Here is a 21,347-nt window from a genome sequence, read left to right as displayed (position 1 = left end):
GGGCCCCGCGTCGTACGCGTCCGCGGTGGGCCGTTCGCTATGTCGTGCCGCGCAACGCACCCCAGGTGTCGGGCCCGACCTGGCCGTCGACCTCCAGCCCCTTCGCGGTCTGGAACTGCTTGACCGCCGACTCCGTGTCCCTGCCGAACTTGCCGTCCACGCCCGAGCCCCCGACGCTGTAGCCGCGCTTCTGGAGCATGCACTGCACCTGTACGACGCGTTGGCCCTCGTCGCCGCGGTCGGTGAGCTCGGTGCCGGAGTAGTAGGTGCACTGGGAGATCCAGGCGGGGGTGGTGGGCTTCGTCGCGGTCTTGGTGGGTCCGGGTGCGGGGGTGGTCGCTGCCGCGTCACCGTCACCGCCCGAGGAGCCTCCGGTGTCGGGTGTCGGGTCGGCCGTGTCGCCGGGGGTGGCGTCGGCCGTCCCCCGTGAGGGGCCTACGGACGGACTCTCCCCGTTCCCTTCCCCCTTCCCCTTCCCCTGCTCCTTCTTCTTGTCCTTCTCGGCGGAGGGGGAGGGCGAGTCGGAGGACCCTGGCAGCGGTGCCGCGGCCTTCCCGTCGGGCGCCGTGGTCGTACCGGCGGTCGGCGCGGCGGACGCTGAGTTCTCGACGGGCGTCCGGGTGACGAAGTACGCCCCCACGGCCACCACGCACATCGCCAACGCGGCCACGGCGACGAAGTACGGCCTCCTCCGTCGCCGGGGGACCACGGACGTGGCGGTGGGTCCCTGCACTCCGCCCGAGGTCGGCTGCACTCCGCCCGAGGTCGGCTGCCCTCCGCCCGAGGTCGGCTGCCCTCCGTACGGGCCGGACAACGGCGCATGCGGACCGTACGCCCCGCCCGGTGTCGGGGCTCCGTACGCCCCGGCAGGCGTTGCGGCTCCGTACATTCCGACAGGCGTTGAGGCTCCGTACGCACCGGCAGGCGTCCCGGTGTGACCGCCCGGCGGCGCGGGCGCCCCGCTTGCGTCCGCAGACCCCGCCGGAGTGGCCGGTCCGAAGCCAGGGGGTGGTGTCGGGGTCGTGGCGCGTCGGGTCGGGAGGCGGAGGCGGGCCGTCTCCTGGGCGGTGGTGTGCGCCAGTGACGCGCAGGACTGTCGGCGGGCGAGGAGGCGGGAGTTCAGGGGGTCGGGCCAGGGGCCGCCGCCGGTGTCGGTGGCGGCCTCGGTGAGGCGGGCCGGGGCGGGGCGGTCGGCCGGGTTCTTGGAGAGGCAGGCGGTGAGGAGGGCGGCCAGCGCAGGGTCGGCCGAGGCCAGTTCGGACATCAGCGCCGGCTTGGGATCCTCGAAGGCGACCCGGTGCATGACGTCGACGCCGGTGCCGTCGCCGAACGGGGCGTGGCCGGTGACGGCGTACACGAGGGTCCCGGCGAGGGAGAAGACGTCCGAGGCGGAGTCGCAGCGGCCGTCCCTGAGGTACTCGGGTGACATGTACGCGGGCGTGCCCACCCGGCTCCCGGTGGTCGTGATCGCGCTGCTGTCGACCGCCTGCGAGATGCCGAAGTCGATGACGTGGACGCCGTCGGCGGAGAGCAGGACGTTGGACGGCTTGAGGTCGCGGTGGACCACTTCGGCCGCCGCCAGCGCCGACAGGGCCCGGCCGAGTTCGCCCACCAGACGCCAGACCGCGGTGGGCGGCAGCGTGCCGCACTCGCGGACCGCGTCCGTGAGGTTGAGACCCGGCAGATACTCCGTGGCCATCCAGAGGAGTTCGCGCCCCTGCTCGTCCTCGGGCTCGAAGCCGGTGCCGAGCAGCCGGGGCGCGTACGGCGTACGGATGCGGTCGTGCACGCCCGCCTCACGCTGGAACCGGCGCCGGAACTCCGTGTCCTCCGCGTACTCCGGCCGGATCACCTTCACCGCGGCGAGCCCGGGGCCGTCGTCGGCCGGCCGCGCCAGATACACCCGGCCCATCCCGCCGCTGCCGAGCAGCCCGAGTGGGACGTACGGCCCGAGGCGTGCGGGGTCCGACCGACGCAGCGGGGTCGCGCCGGCCAGCTCCAGCGCGGTGTCACCCGAGGCCGGGGAGTGCGGCGGCGGTCCGGGCCGCTGGTCTGACATGGGTCCCCCGGGTGGTGTTCTCTCTGGTCGTGCGCTGCCTCAACGGTCCCATGGGCAACAGGAGTTGACGAGAGACTACCGTGCGGGCGAAGCCGGGAACGGCCCGCCGGAACAGGTTCGGCGGGCCGTTCGGAGCAGAGGCGGGCGGTGCTCGGGCACGCGGCCCGGATCAGCAGTTCTTGCTGACGACGTCCTTCCACGTCTTGCCCTGGCCCGTGTACGACTTGCCGTTGAGGTGCACCGGCTTGCGGTGCTTCTCGGTCGGGATCCCGTTGGTCCGGTACCGCTGCTCGTAGTGCAGGTGGGCGTGGTTTCCGCTGTTCTTGCCGGTGGCGCCGACGCGGCCGATCTGCTTCTTCGCGGCGACGGTCTGGCCCACCTTGACGTACTTGGTGGCGCTGTCCTTCAGGTGGTAGTACGCGGTGTACCAACCGCTGCCGTGGTTGATGATGATCATGTTGCCGGCGCCGGAGTCCTTGTAGGCCTTGACGACCTTGCCCTTGTAGCCGGGGTAGACGGGCTTCCCGGAGGAGCCGGTGTTCCCCTTCACCACCAGGTCGATGGCCGGGTTGTGGCCCCAGGTGTCGATCCGCCAGTGGGTGTTGCACTTGAACGGCATCTGGAACTTCGGCTTGGCCGCCGCGACCACGTCAGCCGACGTGGACGCGGACGTGGACGTCGGCGCGGCCGCGGCCGAACCCCCGGACGCCAGGCCGAAGGAGAGCGCCACGGCGGTCGCGGCGAGCGCGACGGTCGTCCTGCGCCGTGCGGCCGTGGCTGTGGTCGCTGCCGTAACCATCGTCTTCGTCATCGTTTCCCCGTTTCCCCGTTCCCCGTGGGTTCGCTGTTTGCTGTGTGCTGTCGGTGTTTGCTTTTCGGTGTTCGCTGTGAACGCCTCAAGCATCCGCGTACGGCCCGCGCCCCGGTACCTCGAAGGTCGTAGGGTCAGCGGGCCGGGTGTACGCCGCTCAGCACGACGCCACCCACTCGTGGGAGCGGAGCACCAGGCCGTCGGGGTAGTTGACCTTGGCGTTCTCCTGGACACAGCCGAACGGTTCCTTCCGGTTCGGCTCGCGGAAGAGCTCGACGTCGGCGTGCGGGTCACCGGAGTAGCCGTTGTTGAAGACCGACCTGGGCCGGGTGGCCTTCGCCCAGTCGCAGGTGATGATTCCGCCCAGCCAGTCGTCGTCGTACTCGTACCAGGCGCACATCTCGCCCTGCCCGTCCGCCTCGGTGAAGAAGCAGACGTCTCCGCGGTCGCAGCGCTCGTAGCCCTGCGGGGCGGGTTCGCGCAGGGACAGCAGGCCGGCCGTCGCGAGGGACACGATCGTGAGCGCGGCCAGTCCGCCGAGGAGGGCCGGGTGGGGGCCACGCCTCGGCCGGAGGCGGGGGAGCCGTGGGGAGCGCGCCGCCCCGGCCGCCGTCTCGACCCGGCGGAGCAGGGACGACGCGGTGTGCGGGGCACGAGCGGCGTGGGTCGGGGCCAGGCAGTCGGTGACGATCTGCCGCCAGGGGCCAGGCAGTTCGGGGGAGAGCCGTAGCTCCTCCCGGCCGCTCGCGTAGCGCAGGACGGCGTCCCGTCGGGCGGGCGGAGTGGCGCCGGGGAAGGGCGGGCCGCCGGTCAGGACAAGGTGGGCGAGGACACCGAAGGCCCAGATGTCGGCGGTCGGGCGGGTCCGGTGGCCGTGCTCGCCGACCTCGGCCCAGAGCAGCTCGGGCGGGGTGTAGTCGGGGGTGGCGAACGCCGGGGAGTAGGCGTGGGTGCCCTCCAGCTCGGCGGCCAGGTTGAAGTCGGCCAGCCGTACCGAACCGTCCGCCATCAGCAGCACGTTGGCGGGCTTGAGGTCGCCGTGCACCCAGCCCGCGTGGTGGAGGTGGGCGACTCCCTCGCAGATCTGGGCGAGGAGCGAGGGCCCGCCCGGCAGGGCGACGGCCCGCTGCCCCCGTGCCCGTGCGGCGAGTTGGTCGATGAACTGGTCGAGGGAGCCCTCGGCGCGTTCCAGTACGAGGACGGAGGCGCCGTCGAGCAGTGGGTCCGACGGGTCGTCCACGGTGAGCGTCTCGTACATGCGGATGAGGCGCGGACGGCGCAGTCGGAGCAGCAACTCCTTCTCGCGCTCGGCGAGTTCCTGGAGGTGACGCAGCTGGCGCGGGGTCCGGGTGCCGGTGGGGTGGAACTTCAGGGCGGCCTCGGCGGGCAGTCCCTCGGCCGGTTCCGTGCGCCTCGCGGCGTACACCGTGCCGAAGGCCCCGGAGGCAAGGGGCTCCCGGATCTCCCAGGTGCCGACGCGATACCCCTTCGGCACCGGTACGGCGTACGGCTCCTGCGTACTCATCGGCCCGCACCGCTCTTCAGCAGGGCCAGGTCCGACTCACGGACGAGGTCGAAGCGGAGGGCCAGGGAGACCAGGCGGTCCTTCTTGCCGTTGAGGCGGGTGCCGCCGGGCGGGGCGGACTCCGGGGCCGGTTTCAGACGCAGCTTGACGGCCAGGTAGTCGATGTTCCACTGCACGGCGGTCCGGGACACCGACGGCCAGCTGGGGCGCAGCAGTTCGACCAGCTCGTCGGCGGTGGCGAGCGCGGCGTGCGGTTCACCGCGCAGCCGTGGGGCGCACAGGGCGGCCAGGACCTGGAAGTAGCGTTTGCCCCGGTCGAGCGGGAAGGCGGACGCGGTGGGGGAGCCGTCGCGGGGTCCGGCCTGGTCGAGGAAGTCGTGGCGCGGGGCCCAGACGTCGAAGCTGAGCAGTTCGCTGCCCGCCGGCAGCACCACCCGCGAGAACTCGAACGGCATCGGTGCGTCCAGCCGCCCCGGCGCGACCTTGATGTGCTCGCCCGCGCCCTCCGGGTTCTCCACGACGTACGTCTGCGCGCGGCTCAGATTGCTGAGCGTCCAGTAGGCGCCCGTGGCAGTGATCTCCCCGGCCTCCCGGGACACGCCCTCGTGCGGAATGGTCAGATGCGGGGTGCCCGGCCGTTCCGTACGGCCGAAGGGCAGGGACTCGCCGGGTGCGAGTCGGATCTGTTCGCCCGGACGCACTCCGTCCGCGGCCACGACGATGATGCTGTGCATGACTGGTTCCTCCCCCGAGGCAGGCATGGACGCGTCAGGGTACGGGGCGGGGAGGGAAGCACCACAGGTCCGGCGTAGACGGCGTTTCCGCAGAAGAAGTAGTCATAGAGGGATGTAGAGGGATGTAGAGGGGCATAGAGGGCATGGCGATGCCTGGCAGTTCGTGGCGATTGATCGCTGGTGACGGATCGATCGCGCGTGGCGGCGGGTGATGCCGAGTGAAGTCACCCCGCTCGTCGCACCTGCGGCGGAGCCATGCGGAATGGCCGATACCCCGGTGCAGAGGCGGACGTTCCGCTGCGAGGGTCGAGGGGCCAGCCCAATCGCTCGGGACTCAGGGGGTCAGTCATGCGGAACAGGTCGAGTCGGTTACGCCGGGTCGCCGCCGTCGGGGCGGTGCTCGCGGTGGCGCTCGGTACGGGGGTCGGCGGCGCGGTGGCCGCGGAGGACGAGGCCGTGGTGCTCTGCCCGACCGGGTACGTGTGTCTCCAGCCGCTGCTGGGCACCCAGCCGGTCCTGGTGAAGGAGGGCGAGCGGGCCACGTTCAACCCGGCGCTGCACGTCACCGAGGTCACCAACATGACCCGCGTCACCTACTGCGTGACCGGCGGTCTCAGCTATGGGCTCCCGCCGGGCGGGACGCAGACCTGGGACAGCTCCGTGAACACCGTGGGGCCCCGGCCGGGGCCCGGCGCCTGCCTGGCGTGAACGCGCCGAAGGGCCGTGCCCCCTCCTGCGGGGGTACGGCCCTTCGCTGTGCTCGGCGGCTCAGTAGCGCGGGCGGTTGAACCACGCCTTGCCGGCCGCGTTGCCGACGAAGACGGCTATCAGGATGCCCAGCACCAGGTGGACCAGGCCGATCAGGAAGAACGGGAAGATGCCCAGGACGGCCGTGATGATGCCGAAGACCAGCGCGGCGACGCGTACGCCGCTGCCGCCGGACTTGAACTTCACCGCCAGCATGATCGCGTAGACGAGCCAGGCCACCGCGAAGATGGCGATCGCCACCATCTGGCCGGTGGGGATGTTCCCCAGTGCCTCCGCGAGAGCCGGGTCCTCGGTGCTGTCGCTGGCCGCCGCCACGCCGATCGCGCCGATGCCGTACAGCAGCACGCCGACGACCTGGAGGCCGACGATGACCCAGAGCATGATGCGGGCCGCGTTCACCGTGCTGGGCATGGTCTCGGGCGCGTTCGGGTAGCCGCCGTAGCCCTGGGAGACCGGTGGGGCGGCCGGGTAGCCGTACCCCGGCTGCTGGGGCTGGTTCTGCTGCGGGTAGCCGTAGCCCTGGGCGGGCGGCTGCTGCTGGGGCTGGCCGTACGGGTTGTTCGGGTCGCCGAAGCTCATGGCGGGGTTTCCTCCGTTGCCTGGTGCGGGGACGCGCGGCACGGTTCGGAGGAATGCCCTGCGCTTTGAAGTGGTCACGCCCCCCGGCAGTGCCCGCGGCACTGTGTCCCAATCGTTTTATATGCCCGCCCGGATGTCCAGGGAGAATCACCGGGTGTTGTGCAAGTGCAACACATCCGATCTTGTTCGGCACGGACGACGATCCGCCTCGCCGCCGGTCGGAAGGCGTCCGCCTGGTGACCGGATTGGAACCCGGTGCCGGTCATCCGCGAAGATTGGGACCATGAGCGCCCAGATTCTCGATGGCAAGGCCACCGCAGCCGCGATCAAGTCCGATCTGACCGCCCGCGTGGCGGTGCTGAAGGAGAAGGGCGTCACGCCCGGACTCGGCACGATCCTGGTCGGGGACGACCCCGGCAGCCAGAAGTACGTGGCGGGCAAGCACCGCGACTGCGCGCAGGTCGGCATCGCCTCCATCCAGCGTGAACTGCCCGCGACCGCCACGCAGGAGGAGATCGAGGCGGCGGTGCGGGAACTCAACGAGGACCCCGCGTGCACCGGGTACATCGTGCAGCTGCCGCTTCCCAAGGGCATCGACGAGAACCGCATCCTCGAACTGATGGACCCCGACAAGGACGCTGACGGCCTGCACCCGATGAACCTCGGGCGCCTCGTCCTGAACGAGCCCGCGCCGCTGCCCTGCACCCCGAACGGCGTCCTCACCCTGCTCCGGCAGTACGGCGTCGAGATCAAGGGCGCCGAGGTCGTGGTCGTCGGGCGCGGTGTCACCATCGGCCGCCCGATGCCGCTGCTCCTGACCCGCCGCAGCGAGAACGCCACGGTGACGCAGTGCCACACCGGCACGCGTGACCTGTCCGCGCACCTCAAGCGCGCCGACATCATCGTCGCGGCGGCCGGCTCGGCCCACCTCGTCCGGCCCGAGGACGTGAAGCCGGGCGCCGCCGTCCTCGACGTCGGTGTCTCCCGCTCCGCCGAGGGCAAGATCGTCGGTGACGTCCACCCCGGCGTCGCCGAGGTCGCCGGCTGGATCTCCCCCAACCCCGGGGGTGTCGGGCCCATGACCCGCGCCCAGCTGCTCGTCAATGTGGTCGAGGCGGCGGAGCGCAGTGTCGGCTGACGGCAGGGCCGAGGGGACATCGGAACCGCCGGGGCCACCGAGGGCACCCGGCCGGGCCGGACGGCTCGGGGCGTCGGCCGACGGCGGGCCCGGGAAGACACCGCGCGCGGCCGCCGGGCCGGAGCGGCCGGGCGCGAGCGACGGGGCGGCGACGTCGGAGAGGGCACGGATGTCGAGGACGACTGGGACCGCTGGGACCGCTGAAGCCGCTGAAAGCACCGGGTCGGTTGCGGCGGAGGGGTCGGCTGAGGTTGCTGGGGCAGCTGGCGAGAACGAGGTGTCTGGGGCGACCGAGGTGTCTGAGGCCCCCGAGGCGGCTGGGTCGGCTGAAGCGGCCGGGTCGGCCAAGGCTGACAAGGCGGACAAGCCCGCCGAGGCTGCTGACGTCCCGGAACCGGCCAACGCAGCCAACGCCGCCAACGCGGCCAACGCGGCCAACGCGGCCGGGTCGGCCAAGGCGACCGACACGAACAAGCCGGCCGAGGCTGACGGTGCCGGCGAGTCGGGCGGAGCCACTGATGAGATCGAGGTACGGGATCACATCAGCGTGCCCGATGCCGACGGGAAGCCCGTGCGCGGTACCCGGCGGTTCCCGATGTTCACCAAGGACACCGCCCGGCCCGAGGGCGGTGGCCGCGCCGCGCCGCGTGAGGCGCCCGCCCCCGTCCGGCAGTGGCCGATCCTCGCCGTACTGAGCACCGTGGGTCTCGGGCTGCTGCTCACCGCGCTGGACGCGTTCCGGGTCGGCACCATCCTGATCGGCGTCGCGCTGCTCGCCGGCGCCGCGCTGCGCTGGGCCGTCCGGGACGTCGGCATGCTCGCCGTCCGCTCCCGCTTCACCGACATGGTCACGTACATCGTGCTCGGCACCACCATCGTGCTGCTCGCCCTGATGGCCCAGCCCAGGCCGTTGCTGGAGATCCCGTTCCTCAAGGACACGCTGCACTTCACGGTGGGCGACGAGGAGGCGGGCTGAGGCCGAACCGCCTCGCCCCCGCCACCGACAGAGTGCGACGGCGGTCCGTCCCCTCCCCCGAGTAAGGACGGACCGCCGTCGCGTTCCACGTTCCTGCACGGCGAACACCCTGTTCAACACCTGTCAGGCCGCTGTGGCACGGAAGTGACCATTCCGCCAAGGTGTCCCCATCGGGCCACGGCGACGGCACCCGGACGTCATCCCGGCATGACATCACCGGCGCGCGGGGCCGATGTCACGCGCCCCTCGTCATGCTCTTCGCTTCGCCTCACCAGGCCACCCACGTCACTCCACACCACTCCGGGACGGCCCCGGCGCACTGTCCGAACGCCACAGCTCCGACGCCCGTACTGGTGGGAACCGGTGCACCCGCGACCGTCGTCACCTGCTCAGACCCGCCCTTGAGCCGAGGAGGCAGCCCGATGAGCGCCTGGCAGCCGCTGCCGGACGAACTCCCGCCGGAGGTACAGCATTTCGTCGAGCAGCTACGCCTGCTGAAGGACCGCACGGGACTGAGCCTCGTCGCGCTCGGCGCGCGCACCGCGTACAGCAAGTCCTCCTGGCAGCGGTACCTCAACGGCACGCAGCCCCCGCCCCGGCAGGCGGTCGTGGCCCTGTGCCGGGTCGCCGGGGAGGACGCCGATCGGTTCGGGGCGCTCCGGGAACTGGCCCTGCGGGCCTGGCCGCGCCCGGCCCCCCAGACGGTCCCGCCGTCCCAGCCCCCCGCCCCCGGAGCGGCGGGGGAGCGGGCGGAGAACGCCGCGGAGGGGCACGAGGACGACCCCACGCTCCCCTGGTGGGACACCCCCGCCGACGAGCCGGCCCCCCGTCCGCCCGGTCGCGTCGCCCTGTACGCCGCCCTCGCCGTCCTGATCACCCTGATCCTCGTCGCCGCCGCGCTGATAGGGGCCGTCACCCTGTCGTGACAGCCCCCATCAGTGCCCATCGGCCTCCATCGGCGCCCCCATCGGCGGCGGGGGGCGCACGCGCCCCCGCCGGGACGCGCCGTCACCGGCCGGTGCCGACCGGCCCCTCAGCCACGCCAGTCGTACGCGGCGACCCTCCACTTCGAGCCGATCCTGACGTAGTAGTCCCCGTCGAGGCGCTTGAAGTTCACCTCGTGCGACAGGCCCGCGTACGTCACCCTGCCGTCGTCGTACGGCCCGTCGAGGAAGCCGTCGGCCTGACCGAAGGTCTCCTTGCCCACGATCCCGTCGACGTCCTCCAGGTCTTCCTGCGCCTGCCAGTACTTGGTCGCCGAGCGGGTCTTCCAGCCGAAGATCCCGTCGATGTCCCACAGGGTGAAGGTGTGCAGATTGCCGCTGGAGTCCTTCCACTTGGCGCCGTCGGCGTACAGGACGCTCTGCCACAGCCGCGTCGCGTTGCTCTTGGAGTGCGAGTTGACGGACAGCGTGCCCTCGTCGCCCCAGTCGTTGTACGCGGCACCGGAGCCGTCGACGACGTGCGGCTCGGCAGCCGTGGCGAGCGGAGCGGCGGTGCCGAGCGCGAGCCCGGCAGAGGCCGTCACGGCGACGGCCGCGAGCAGCAGCCTGGCCTTGAGTTGCATGTGATCCCCCTGGTCCCCGTTGACCTGTTGATGCGCTGATGCGCTGACGCGACATCGCGTTGACCTGTCGGCCCGACGGCCGGCCGGTCGGCCGACCGGCCGGCCGACGTTCACTGACGCACACGCTCCCCGTCGGTGTGTACGAGGCGCACGAGCCCCTGTTCGACTCGGGTGACTGTGCCTGTGTGGTCGTTGTGTCGATGTGTTGACAAGTTCGAGGATGTGCGGCCGACCCGCTCGACACCAGGGCTAACGTGGGCATTTGGGATGGTCCGGGACGTCCCGTGTCTGGACCTGCGATTCCGCCCGGAAATCCGGGATGCCGGTGGGACACTGGACCACAGACTGTTGGGGGGCGTGCGACGGCGCACGGGCAGGTCCGAAATGCTCCTGCACGCCCCTTTTCGCGGAACTGGCATCCCTGCTGGGCGCATCCCAGTGGGTAGGCCAGAACGGGGCTTCGGAGAGGGCCCCGGGTCGTACGGAGAGACGTACGGGGGGAAGAGGGGGAAGTAATGCCTCGTTGGAGGGCCTTGCCGGATGAACTCGATCCACAGGTCAGGGAGTTCGCGGGCCAGCTCCGCCGGCTCGTCGACCGCAGTGGGCTGAGCATCGCAGCGGTGGCCGACCGCACGGGCTACAGCAAGACGTCCTGGGAGCGGTACCTCAACGGCAGACTGCTCGCGCCGAAAGGCGCGATCGTCGCGTTGGCCGAGGTGACCGGTACCGATCCCGTCCATCTGACCACCATGTGGGAGCTGGCCGAGCGTGCCTGGAGCCGTTCGGAGATGCGCCACGACATGACCATGGAGGCGATCCGTATCTCGCAGGCCCGCGCGGCTCTCGGCGAGACGGGTGGCCAGTCCACCGTCAAGGGCGGAGGCGGGAACGGCAGAGCGGGCCGCAGCGTCACCGCGACGCCGGGCGTGGCGGGTCCGGCGGGCGTCTCGCCGACCGTCCCGCCGCAGCCGCGCTCCCCGAGCGACCGCATCCCGCGCTCGCCGTACGGGGGTTCGAACGCGCCGTCCACCTCGTCGCCGTCCGCTCCCTCCGCCCCCTCCGTGTCCTCCTCCGCGCCGCCGTACGGCGGGGCCGGGGCGGTCGCCGGGGGCGCGTCGCGCATCAGCTGGGGAGCCACGCCGTCGTCGTCCCCGTCCTCCCCGTCGGCCTCCTCGTCCTCGCCGTCGGGGCTGGCCGGAGGGCGAGGGTCGTCGGTCTCGTCCGGGGCTGCCTCGGGGCCCGCCTCGGTGTCGTCGGCGTCGTCGGCGTCGTCCCGGGTCCCGGCCGGTGCCTCGGGTTCCGGTGGTGCCCAGGCCGCCGGTGCCGCCGCAGGTCCCTCCGGTGTCTTCGGGCCGCCGCAGAGCGGCGTCGGCCTTCCCGACGGCGGGGACTCCCAGCCGAGGCGTCGCGTGACGATGTTCCTCGCCGGAGCCGTCGGCGCGCTCGTCGTGATCGCGGCGGCGTTCTTCCTCACCAACGGTGACGGCAAGGACCAGGCGGGGGACAAGCCGCCGACCTCACCGTCGACCTCGCTCGGTACGAACCCCGACCTGCCGGCCGGCGTGAAGTGCAGCGGCAAGGGCTGTGACGGCAAGGACCCCGAGACCATGGGGTGCATCGGCAACCTCGTCCGCACCACCGACGAGGTCACGATCGGCACGACCCGGGTCGAGGTCCGCTACAGCAAGGCCTGTCAGGCCGCCTGGGCGCGCATCACCGGCGCCACCCAGGGCGACGAGGTCCAGGTCGCGGTCGGGAAGACCAAGCAGACCGCCGCCATCGAGGCCGCCGGGGACAACATCGCCTATACGCAGATGGTCGCCGTCAAGGACGCGGGCGAGGCCACGGCGTGCGCGACGCTGGCGTCGGGGCAGAAGGGCTGCACGTGACAGCGGTCGGCTAGGCCCGGGAGGGGCGCGTGGGACCCGGCAGGAACGCGCGGCCCACGCGTGGAGATCGCGCGACCGGCCCCACCCCCCGGGCGACGAGCACCACCCCCCGCCGAACAGGTCACGTTCAGTCATGGCCCTTACCGGAAAAGTAATCGCGGTGTAAGTGGAATGCCCGCCGAACTCCGGGGCAGGCGGAGAGTACCCCCACGGGAGTCCGGCCCACCCGGGAGACCTGCACCGCCCTCCTGGCCCGGCACCCCACAGGCGGCCGCCTCGGTCCCCCCCCCGGACCGGGCGGCCGCCTCTTTCGTGTGGTCCTCCCCGCAGCGCGACTTGTGGGCTGGGCCACATGAACCCCGGCCGTCCGGGATCCCGGATGCGCGGTAGCCTGACCACCGATCTCTCTTGACGCCAAGAGATCGATCATTTGTACGTCCCACCAGGGGCAGGGACGCCCCACCGCCAGCTGTCATACGGAGAACGCCATGACCCGCACTCCCGTGAACGTCACCGTCACCGGCGCGGCCGGCCAGATCGGTTACGCCCTGCTCTTCCGCATCGCCTCCGGCCAGCTGCTCGGCGCGGACGTGCCCGTCAAGCTCCGCCTCCTGGAGATCACGCCGGCGCTCAAGGCCGCCGAGGGCACCGCCATGGAGCTCGACGACTGCGCCTTCCCGCTCCTTCAGGGCATCGACATCACGGACGACCCGAACGTGGCCTTCGACGGCGCCAACGTCGGTCTGCTCGTCGGCGCCCGCCCCCGCACCAAGGGCATGGAGCGCGGCGATCTGCTGGAGGCCAACGGCGGCATCTTCAAGCCGCAGGGCAAGGCCATCAACGACCACGCGGCGGACGACATCAAGGTCCTCGTCGTCGGCAACCCGGCCAACACCAACGCCCTCATCGCCCAGGCCGCCGCGCCGGACGTCCCGGCCGAGCGCTTCACCGCGATGACCCGCCTGGACCACAACCGCGCGCTGACCCAGCTGTCGAAGAAGACGGGCGTCCCGGTCTCCGAGATCAAGAAGCTCACGATCTGGGGCAACCACTCCGCGACCCAGTACCCGGACATCTTCCACGCCACGGTCGCCGGCAAGAACGCCGCCGAGGTCGTCAACGACGAGAAGTGGCTCGCCGACGACTTCATCCCGACCGTCGCCAAGCGCGGCGCCGCCATCATCGAGGCCCGTGGCGCCTCGTCGGCCGCGTCCGCCGCCAACGCCGCCATCGACCACATCTACACCTGGGTCAACGGCACCGCCGAGGGCGACTGGGCCTCCATGGGCATCCCGTCCGACGGTTCCTACGGTGTGGCCGAGGGCCTCATCTCCTCCTTCCCGGTCACCGTGAAGGACGGCACGTACGAGATCGTCCAGGGCCTGGAGATCAACGACTTCTCCCGCGCCCGTATCGACGCCTCGGTCCAGGAGCTGGCGGAGGAGCGCGAGGCGGTCCGCGCGCTCGGTCTCCTCTGAGCAGCCCTCCCCGGGGGGCGACGCCCCCTCAGCCTTCCCACGCAGGCCCTGTCCCGGTTTCGACCAGGACGGGGCCTGTTCGGCATGTTCGCCGCTATCGTCTGCCTACGCACGTCATGAGAACGCCGAGGTCGGCAAGGGGGACGGGATGACGCGCTGGGACCCGCACCAAGGACGCTGGGTGGACGAGCCGTCCGGACGGGGCAGCCCCTGGCCGCGCACGGCAGCCATCGTCGTACTCGCCGCGCTGCTCGGTGGCGGCGCCGGATTCGGGGTGTGGTCCCTGACCCGGGACGACGAACCGACCCGTACGACGGCCACGGACGACTCCCCCTCCACACCCCCGCCCTCCCTCTCGGCGGCGGGCCCCCAGGACGACGGGACCACCGCCCCGGCCACCCCGAAGCAGTCGGACACGGGTGACGAGGGCGCCGACGGGGGTGAGGACGGGAGCGACGGCGCGGACGGCGCCCCCGGCTACGTACGCTCCGACGACCCGGCGGGCTTCACCGTGCACGTACCCTCCGGCTGGGACCGGACCGCGAAGGCACCGGCCGGCAAACCCCCGGTCGTGACGTACACGTCCCCGGACGGCCGCAGGATCCTTCAGCTCTTCCAGATCAGCGAGGGCACTCCCGCCGAGTCCATGGACCTGGCCGAGAACGAGAACTACGGTTTCGCCCGCCTCCCCGGCTACCGCGTCATCGACCGCTCCGCCGCAGACGACGACAGCTACTCCGAGGTCGTCTACCGCTTCGACGGCGACGGCGATCTGGGCGCCCGCCTGGTCATCGACCACCGCTTCCGCACGGCCGACGACCAGATCTACGGCGTCCGCCTCAGCGCCCCCGAGTCGATCCCGCTCGACACCCTCCGCGAACCGGTCACGATGGCGGTCACCTCCCTGTGCCCCACGGGAGCGACCTGCGTGCGAGGGTGAACGCGGGGCGCCCTGGGAGGCCAGGGTGCGGGGGAGCGGGAGCTGGGACGGGAGCGGGAGCGCGGGTGCGGGCGCGTCACGGTCGGCGGGTCGGCGGGAGCCTCTTCTCGAAGAAGTGCGCCCCGTACACGTCGTCGTTGTACCGGGGGATCTCCGTGTAACCGCACGCCCGGTACATCGCCTGTGCCTCCGTCAACGCGGCATGCGTGTCGAGCCGTACGACGCCGAGACCACGCTCGGCGGCCTCCCGCTCCAACTCGCCCAGCAGCCGTCGGGCGAGCCCGAGCCGTCGCGCGTCGGGATGCACCCACACGTGCTTGATCTCCCCGACCCGCGCCCCGGCGTCGAGCGTGCGCAGCGCCCCGCACCCCACGGCCGACTCCTCCTCGTAGGCGACGAGAAAGGCCCCCGAGCCCCCCGAGACCTCATGGGACGGCACGAGGGTGGCGGGGTCGTACCCCTCGGGGAACCGCTGGTCGATGTCGGCGGCGTAGGCGTCCAGGCAGGCGCGGGCGACGGCCGAGCCGCCGTCCACGGCCTCGACCCGGATCGCCGCGAGCCGCAGCAGGCGCCGCGCGGCACCCAACGCATCGGTCAGCTCGCCCCGCTGTGCCGGAGTCAGCCCGCGCAGCAGCCCCTCGGCCAGGGCGTCGGCCCGCCGGTTCTGCTCGGCGACCTCGGACCGCCCCGCCGGTGTCAGCGTGGCGACCCGCACCCGGCTGTCCTCGCCGTCCACCCCGACCCGGACCAGCCCCTGGCCCTCCAGCGCCTTGACCATCCGGCTCAGATACCCGGCGTCCAGCCCGAGTCGGGTCCGCAGCTCCCGCAGCGCGGCGCCCTCGCGGCCCCGGCCCGACTCGCCGATCTCGAAGAGCAGCCGGGCCTCGCCGAGCGGCCGGTCCTGCCCGAGGTAGTGATCGTCCAGCGCCCCGATACGACGCGTGAAGTACCGGTTGAACCGCCGCAGGCTCCGTGCGTCCCGCGCGGCCACCGGTTCGGACTGGTCCTCGTGCCGGGTCTCCATATTTCTTTGACTTTAGTCAAGGGAATGGAGGATGTCGACGGCCGTCGACGCTCGTCCCGTGCTGTGTCCCGCCGCTCCCCCCGCTGCCCTTCCGACCCCTTCCGACCCTTCCGACCACGACCCCTTCCCTTCCCCTTCACCGCAGCTCGCGGAAGAACTCCCTGAGGTCCTCGACGAGCACTTCCGGGGCCTCCAGAGCGAGGAAGTGGCCTCCGCGTTCGAGTTCGGTCCACCGCACGATGTCGTGGTCCCGCTCGGCCCAGCGCCGGACCGTCACATCGCGCGCAGAGACCAGCACGGCGGTGGGCACCCTCGCTTCCGCGCCCCCGGTCTCGCCCCAGGAACCCGCGGAGATTTCCTCGTAGTAGATCTGCGCGGCCGAGGCGGCCGTGCCGGTGAACCAGTACAGCGAGATGTTCGTCAGCATGCGATCCCGGTCGACACTGTCCTCCGGCAGCCCGGCCTCGGGGTCGGTGAGTTCCTTGAACTTCTCCACGATCCAGGCCAGTTGTCCCACGGGGGAGTCCGTGAGCCCGTACGCCACCGTCTGCGGACGTTTGGAATTGCACTGGAGATAGCCGTCGTTGAAGTTCTGCATGGCCCACCAGCGCCCCTGTTCGACCTCGCTCAGGCCGTCCATCTCGCCCTCCGCCCCCACGGGGAAGGTGATCATGCCGTTGACGTGGACCCCGACGACCCGTTCCGGTGTCTGCTTCCCCATCTCGGGCGCGATCCACGACCCGGTGTCATACCCCTGGACCCCGTACCGCTCGTACCCCAGACGGGACATCAGCCGCGTGAACACCGTGGCGGCCCGGGCCGCGTTCATCCCGGGCCCCGCCAGCGGCGTGGAGAGTCCGAATCCCGGCAGCGACGGGATGACCAGGTGAAACGCGTCACCCGGGTCCGCGCCGTGCGCCCTGGGATCGGACAACGGACCGATGACGTCCAGGAAATCCACCACCGAGCCCGGCCAGCCGTGCAGCAGCAGCAACGGCGTGGCCCCCGCCTCCGGCGACCGCACATGCAGGAAGTGCACATTCTGCCCGTCGATTTCCGTCGTGAACTGGTCGTACGCGTTGACCGCCGCCTCCTGCGCCCGCCAGTCGAAGCCGGTGCGCCAGTACTCGGCGAGGTCCTTCAGATAGCCCGTGGGCACGCCCCGACTCCACCCCACACCCGGCAGTTCGTCGGGCCAGCGGGTGTCGGCCAGCCGTCTGCGCAGATCGTCGATACGGTCCTGCGGGATCGCGATCCGGAACGGCCTGGGCGCGGGCTCGGGGTGCGGGCGGGGGGAGGGGTCGGGCAGGGGACGGACATCGCGTGTCGGCTTCGTCATGGCTCCGACGCTACGAACCAGTTGGGTCAGCTTCGGTCCTAACCCTGCGGCACCCTCATGACCATGCTGGAGACCTCCGGGCGACTGCTGAAACTGCTCGCCCTGCTGCAGACCCACCGTGACCGCGATCGCTCCGGTGCCGAACTCGCCGAGCAGCTCGGCGTCAGCCGACGCACCCTGCGCCGGGACATCGAGCGACTGCGTGACCTCGGCTACCCCGTGCACGCCGCCCGGGGCGCCGCCGGATACCGGCTCGGCGTCGGCGCGAGCCTGCCGCCCCTGTTGCTCGACGACGAGGAAGCCGTGGCCGTCGTGGTGGGACTGCGCACCGCCGCCGAGGGCACGGTCACCGGCATCGAGGAGGCCGCACTGCGCGCCTTCACCAAGCTGGAGCAAGTGCTGCCGTCCCGGCTGCGGCACCGGGTGACGACCCTGCACCACGCCACCGACCGAGCGGGAGCGGCCCCGGCCCCCAAGGTCTCGCCGGACACCCTCATGGCCATCGCCGAAGCCTGCCGCCGCCGCGAACGCCTCCGCTTCCACTACACCAGCCCGCACCCCTCCACCCCCGATCCCGGCACTCCTGACCCCTCCGATCCCGCATCCGATCCCGTCTCCTCCCCCTCCCCTCGGCCCGGCCCCACCCAGCCGCGAGCCCACCCCCGCGTCCGCACCGTCGAGCCGCACAGGCTCGTCAGCTTCGACCGGCACTGGTATCTCATCGCTTGGGACATGGACCGCGCGGACTGGCGCACCTTCCGGGTCGACCGCCTCGTGCCGCGCGCACCGACCGGACCACGCTTCGTCCCGCGCGCACTTCCCTACGGCGACGCCGCGACCTATCTCGCACACCGTCTCTCGTCCCGAGCCTGGCCCTTCCGGGCCACCGTCACCCTGCACGAGTCGGCCGCGTCGATCGGTGACCGGCTCTGGCCCGGCATGGGAGTGCTCGAACCCCTCGACGACGACCGCTGTCTGCTGCACCTGGGCGCCGAGACCCCGCGCGACCTCGCCTGGATGATCACTTCGGTGGACGCCGACTTCACGCTGGACGCATCGGCCCCACCCGAACTCGCCGACACCCTGCGCGCCCAAGCCGCCCGCTCGTTGGCGGCGATCCCCCACCCGTAGCCGCCCCTTCGCACCCGGTTGGCCTCTCCAGGAGTCGATCACTAGTCTGAGCGCCGATAAAGCGCACATAAGACGGCGGCCGGTTCTCGCGTACCGCATCGCGAACCGGCCCCGGCACGGCGGGGCTCACCAGCCCTACGGGGGAGCACACATGGGAGAACAGCGCAGGCGGCTGCGGTCCAGCACGGTCGTCCTCGGTGGGATGGGCGTCGTCGCGGCGGCCCTGACCTCCTGCGGTTCCGATCCGGACCGCCGCTGCGTGGACCGCGACAGCTACGACTACGCCAACGGCTACAAGATCATCGCCGACAAGAACTGCAACTCGAGCTCCAGCTCCTCGTCGTCGTACGGCAAGAACCGCAAGAGCAACAGCAGCGGCAACCGCAGCCAGACCGGCTCGGTCGACGCCGCCTGGTACTACGACGCGGACGTCAGCGGACGCCGCGCCGACTACGGCACCTTCAGCCGCAGCGACGCCGTCGACCGGGACGGCTTCGGCTGTTCGGGCTCCGGCTCCGGCGGCGGCTGATCCGGCGGACGAGGCAGCACCATGGAACGCCGCACCATCGAACCCCGGCCGGGCTGGCAGGAGACCGTCGAGGAACAGGGGCTCATCTACCCGCTGACCCGCCACCCCGACGGTTCCCTGCGCCCGTACTGGGACGAGAGCGCGTACTACGTCTTCTCGCTCCCCGAGGTCGAGGCGCTGGAGGAGGTCGTCGAGGAACTGCACGGCATGTGCCTCGCCGCCGCCGAACACATCGTGGCCGAGGACCGCTTCGCCGACCTCGGCATCACCGACCCGCGTCTCGCCGGCCTCGTCGCCGAGGCATGGCGCCGACGGGCCGAACTGCCGTCCCTCTACGGCCGCTTCGACCTCCGCTACGACGGGACCGGCCCGGCCAAGATGCTGGAGTACAACGCCGACACCCCGACCTCGCTCGTCGAGGCGGCCAGCCCTCAGTGGTTCTGGATGGAGGAACGCTTCCCGGGCGCCGACCAGTGGAACTCCCTCCACGAGCGCCTCATCGACGCCTGGAAGAAGCAGTCCCCCCTCCTGCCGCCGGGCAGCCCCCTCTACTTCGCGCACTCCGCCGGCGACGAGCTCGGCGAGGACCTGATGACGGTCGCCTATCTGAAGGAGACCGCCGAACAGGCCGGGCTCGCCACCGACTGGATCTCCATGGAGGACATCGGCTGGGACCGCCTCTCGGAACGCTTCGTCGACAAGAAGCTCCGCTTCATCCGCAGCATCTTCAAGCTCTACCCCTGGGAGTGGCTCACCACCGACCGCTTCGCCTCCCATGTCCTCGCCACCCTCGACAACGGCGGCGGCACCGGGACCACGATGTGGATCGAGCCCGCCTGGAAGATGCTCCTGAGCAACAAGGCCCTCCTCGCCGTCCTCTGGGAGCTGTACCCCGGCCACCCCAACCTCCTCCCCGCCTATCTCGACGGTCCCCGCGAACTGGCCGCCACCACCGGCTACGTCGCCAAACCACTCCTGGGCCGCGAGGGCGCCGGTGTCACCCTCCATGACCCGGGCGCCGCCCCCGAACTCCGCGAAGAACCGTGCTGCTACCAGGAGTTGGCCCCCCTGCCCACCTTCGACGACAACCACGTCGTCCTCGGCGCCTGGGTCGTCGAGAACGAGTCCGCGGGCCTCGGCATCCGCGAGTCCTCGGGCCTGGTCACGGACGAGTACGCACGCTTCCTCCCGCACGTGATCCTCTGACATCCCCCTCCTTCCGTCGTTCGAATGGTGGACCTCCCGGCCCACCGCGCCCGCCCGCCCGATAGGGTGAGCGGTGGGTCGTGACTGGCGCGCTGGGATGGGACGGACCATCGGGGAGCGGCCCGGGGAAGATGAGTGCCGTGCGCCTGGGCCGTACCGTGAACGCTGAACGCAACGTCCGGAGGTCCCCATGTCAGCCGAGCCCCTCTCCCACGAGTCCACCGCCTTCCGTGCCGCCCTCGATGTGATCCGCGCCGTCGAGCCGCGGGTGGCCGACGCCATCGGCCAGGAGGTCACCGACCAGCGCGAGATGCTCAAGCTGATCGCCTCCGAGAACTACGCCTCCCCGGCCACCCTCCTGGCCATGGGCAACTGGTTCAGCGACAAGTACGCCGAGGGCACCGTCGGCCGCCGCTTCTACGCCGGCTGTCGCAACGTCGACACCGTCGAGTCCCTCGCCGCCGAGCACGCCAAGGAACTCTTCGGCGCCCGCCACGCCTACGTCCAGCCGCACTCCGGCATCGACGCCAACCTGGTCGCCTTCTGGTCCGTCCTCGCCGACCGCGTCGAGGTCCCCTTCCTGGAGAAGGCCGGCGCCCGCCAGGTCAACGACCTCTCCGACGCCGACTGGGCCGAACTCCGCCAGGCCTTCGGCAACCAGCGCATGCTCGGCATGTCCCTGGACGCCGGCGGCCACCTCACCCACGGCTTCCGCCCGAACATCTCCGGCAAGATGTTCGACCAGCGCTCCTACGGCACCGACCCCGCCACCGGCCTCATCGACTACGACGCCCTGCGCACCTCCGCCCGTGACTTCAAGCCGCTGATCATCGTCGCCGGGTACTCCGCCTACCCCCGTCTGGTGAACTTCCGGATCATGCGTGAGATCGCCGACGAGGTCGGCGCCACGCTCATGGTGGACATGGCGCACTTCGCGGGCCTCGTCGCCGGCAAGGTCCTCACCGGCGACTTCGGCCCCGTACCGCACGCCCAGATCGTCACCACGACCACCCACAAGTCGCTGCGCGGCCCGCGCGGCGGCATGGTCCTGTGCGACGACTCCCTCAAGGACCAGGTCGACCGCGGCTGCCCGATGGTCCTCGGCGGCCCCCTTCCGCACGTCATGGCCGCCAAGGCCGTCGCCCTCGCCGAGGCCCGTCAGCCCGCCTTCCAGGACTACGCCCAGCGCATCGTCGACAACTCCCGCGCCCTCGCCGAGGGCCTGATGCGCCGTGGTGCCACCCTGGTCACCGGCGGCACCGACAATCACCTCAACCTGATCGACGTCGCCACCTCCTACGGTCTCACCGGCCGTCAGGCCGAGGCCGCGCTGCTCGACTCCGGCATCGTCACCAACCGCAACGCCATCCCGGCCGACCCGAACGGCGCCTGGTACACCTCCGGCATCCGCATCGGCACGCCCGCGCTGACGACGCGGGGGCTGGGCACCGCCGAGATGGACGAGGTCGCCGGCCTCATCGACCGCGTCCTCACCACCACCGAGGCCGGCACCACCAAGTCGGGCGCCCCCTCCAAGGCCCAGCACGTCCTCGACGCGAAGGTCGCCGACGAGATCTCCCGTCGCGCCACCGACCTTGTCGCCGGCTTCCCGCTGTACCCGGAGATCGACCTCGGCTGACCCGGCCGACCGACT

The 21,347-nt window shown here is 71.5% G+C and carries 19 protein-coding genes and 1 riboswitch; of the genes, 11 read left to right on the top strand and 8 right to left on the bottom strand.

The features are described 5' to 3' along the window. Window positions 1-37: 37 nt before the first annotated feature. The 4 genes from RM704_RS23725 to RM704_RS23710 all read right to left on the bottom strand — a co-directional run bounded on the left by RM704_RS23725 (window position 38) and on the right by RM704_RS23710 (window position 5,129). Window positions 38-2,059 (bottom strand): protein kinase domain-containing protein, encoded by a 2,022-nt coding sequence (locus tag RM704_RS23725; RefSeq protein WP_052145826.1) that lies wholly within the window; start codon window positions 2,057-2,059, stop codon window positions 38-40. A gap of 169 nt (window positions 2,060-2,228) precedes the next feature. Beyond that, entirely contained in the window at window positions 2,229-2,870 is a 642-nt protein-coding gene (locus RM704_RS23720) for a M23 family metallopeptidase (protein ID WP_052145825.1), read from the bottom strand. Window positions 2,871-3,027: 157 nt separating this feature from the next. Beyond that, a complete protein-coding gene (locus RM704_RS23715; RefSeq protein ID WP_033525335.1) occupies window positions 3,028-4,395 on the bottom strand; it encodes a protein kinase domain-containing protein in 1,368 nt (455 codons plus the stop codon). After that, window positions 4,392-5,129 (bottom strand): hypothetical protein, encoded by a 738-nt coding sequence (locus RM704_RS23710; RefSeq protein ID WP_033525334.1) that lies wholly within the window; start codon window positions 5,127-5,129, stop codon window positions 4,392-4,394. Before RM704_RS23710 ends, RM704_RS23715 begins: the two co-directional genes overlap by 4 nt. 348 nt (window positions 5,130-5,477) lie before the next feature. Between RM704_RS23710 and RM704_RS23705 the strand changes: the two genes are divergently transcribed. Then, on the top strand, window positions 5,478-5,837 hold the full coding sequence (locus RM704_RS23705) for a hypothetical protein (RefSeq protein ID WP_192829568.1): 360 nt from the start codon (window positions 5,478-5,480) through the stop codon (window positions 5,835-5,837). 60 nt (window positions 5,838-5,897) lie between these two features. On the opposite strand, the gene RM704_RS23700 is transcribed toward RM704_RS23705, so the two are convergent. After that, complete coding sequence (locus tag RM704_RS23700) at window positions 5,898-6,476, bottom strand: hypothetical protein (RefSeq protein ID WP_033525332.1); 579 nt, start codon at window positions 6,474-6,476, stop codon at window positions 5,898-5,900. 283 nt (window positions 6,477-6,759) lie between these two features. On the opposite strand from RM704_RS23700, the gene RM704_RS23695 reads away from it, so the two are divergent. The 3 genes from RM704_RS23695 to RM704_RS23685 all read left to right on the top strand — a co-directional run bounded on the left by RM704_RS23695 (window position 6,760) and on the right by RM704_RS23685 (window position 9,516). Next, on the top strand, window positions 6,760-7,614 hold the full coding sequence (locus tag RM704_RS23695; RefSeq protein ID WP_033525331.1) for a bifunctional methylenetetrahydrofolate dehydrogenase/methenyltetrahydrofolate cyclohydrolase: 855 nt from the start codon (window positions 6,760-6,762) through the stop codon (window positions 7,612-7,614). Between the two features lie 523 nt (window positions 7,615-8,137). Continuing rightward, entirely contained in the window at window positions 8,138-8,590 is a 453-nt protein-coding gene (locus RM704_RS23690) for a DUF3017 domain-containing protein (RefSeq protein ID WP_052145836.1), read from the top strand. Window positions 8,591-9,012: 422 nt separating this feature from the next. Continuing rightward, entirely contained in the window at window positions 9,013-9,516 is a 504-nt protein-coding gene (locus RM704_RS23685) for a helix-turn-helix domain-containing protein (RefSeq protein ID WP_033525329.1), read from the top strand. A 107-nt stretch (window positions 9,517-9,623) separates the two neighbouring features. Here the strand turns inward: RM704_RS23685 and RM704_RS23680 are convergent, their stop codons facing one another. Next, window positions 9,624-10,157 carry a peptidoglycan-binding domain-containing protein gene (locus tag RM704_RS23680; RefSeq protein WP_033525328.1) on the bottom strand — a complete coding sequence of 178 codons (534 nt, stop codon included), beginning with the start codon at window positions 10,155-10,157 and terminating at the stop codon, window positions 9,624-9,626. Window positions 10,158-10,672: 515 nt separating this feature from the next. On the opposite strand from RM704_RS23680, the gene RM704_RS23675 reads away from it, so the two are divergent. The 3 genes from RM704_RS23675 (at window position 10,673) to RM704_RS23665 (ending at window position 14,464) form a co-directional block, all read left to right on the top strand. After that, window positions 10,673-12,046, top strand: a complete 1,374-nt coding sequence (locus RM704_RS23675; RefSeq protein WP_192829567.1) for a helix-turn-helix domain-containing protein — start codon at window positions 10,673-10,675, stop codon at window positions 12,044-12,046. Between the two features lie 488 nt (window positions 12,047-12,534). Then, window positions 12,535-13,524, top strand: coding sequence for a malate dehydrogenase (locus RM704_RS23670; protein ID WP_033525326.1), 990 nt, complete (start codon window positions 12,535-12,537; stop codon window positions 13,522-13,524). Window positions 13,525-13,672: 148 nt separating this feature from the next. Next, window positions 13,673-14,464, top strand: coding sequence for a serine/threonine kinase C-terminal domain-containing protein (locus RM704_RS23665; protein ID WP_052145824.1), 792 nt, complete (start codon window positions 13,673-13,675; stop codon window positions 14,462-14,464). Between the two features lie 76 nt (window positions 14,465-14,540). Here the strand turns inward: RM704_RS23665 and RM704_RS23660 are convergent, their stop codons facing one another. Together RM704_RS23660 and RM704_RS23655 are read right to left on the bottom strand one after the other, a co-directional pair. Further along, window positions 14,541-15,488: a helix-turn-helix domain-containing GNAT family N-acetyltransferase gene (locus RM704_RS23660; RefSeq protein ID WP_033525325.1), complete on the bottom strand. Its 948-nt coding sequence runs from the start codon at window positions 15,486-15,488 to the stop codon at window positions 14,541-14,543. Window positions 15,489-15,624: 136 nt separating this feature from the next. After that, a complete protein-coding gene (locus RM704_RS23655; RefSeq protein WP_078936945.1) occupies window positions 15,625-16,827 on the bottom strand; it encodes an epoxide hydrolase family protein in 1,203 nt (400 codons plus the stop codon). 63 nt (window positions 16,828-16,890) lie between these two features. Between RM704_RS23655 and RM704_RS23650 the strand changes: the two genes are divergently transcribed. The 4 genes from RM704_RS23650 to RM704_RS23635 all read left to right on the top strand — a co-directional run bounded on the left by RM704_RS23650 (window position 16,891) and on the right by RM704_RS23635 (window position 21,332). Continuing rightward, window positions 16,891-17,958 carry a helix-turn-helix transcriptional regulator gene (locus tag RM704_RS23650; RefSeq protein WP_033525324.1) on the top strand — a complete coding sequence of 356 codons (1,068 nt, stop codon included), beginning with the start codon at window positions 16,891-16,893 and terminating at the stop codon, window positions 17,956-17,958. Window positions 17,959-18,109: 151 nt separating this feature from the next. Continuing rightward, complete coding sequence (locus RM704_RS23645) at window positions 18,110-18,487, top strand: hypothetical protein (RefSeq protein ID WP_033525323.1); 378 nt, start codon at window positions 18,110-18,112, stop codon at window positions 18,485-18,487. Window positions 18,488-18,508: 21 nt separating this feature from the next. Continuing rightward, the gene (locus tag RM704_RS23640; RefSeq protein WP_033525322.1) at window positions 18,509-19,693 is read left to right on the top strand and encodes a glutathionylspermidine synthase family protein; all 1,185 of its coding nucleotides are present in this window, start codon (window positions 18,509-18,511) and stop codon (window positions 19,691-19,693) included. A 70-nt stretch (window positions 19,694-19,763) separates the two neighbouring features. Continuing rightward, window positions 19,764-19,852, top strand: a riboswitch (ZMP/ZTP riboswitch). 31 nt (window positions 19,853-19,883) lie between these two features. Continuing rightward, window positions 19,884-21,332 (top strand): glycine hydroxymethyltransferase, encoded by a 1,449-nt coding sequence (locus RM704_RS23635; protein WP_033525321.1) that lies wholly within the window; start codon window positions 19,884-19,886, stop codon window positions 21,330-21,332. Window positions 21,333-21,347 lie beyond the last annotated feature (15 nt).

It is taken from the genome of Streptomyces gottesmaniae (assembly GCF_031845845.1).
Taxonomy (GTDB): domain Bacteria; phylum Actinomycetota; class Actinomycetes; order Streptomycetales; family Streptomycetaceae; genus Streptomyces; species Streptomyces akebiae.
The sequence above is the reverse complement of the archived record's forward strand: the minus strand, read 5'-3'. Positions and strand labels throughout refer to the sequence as shown.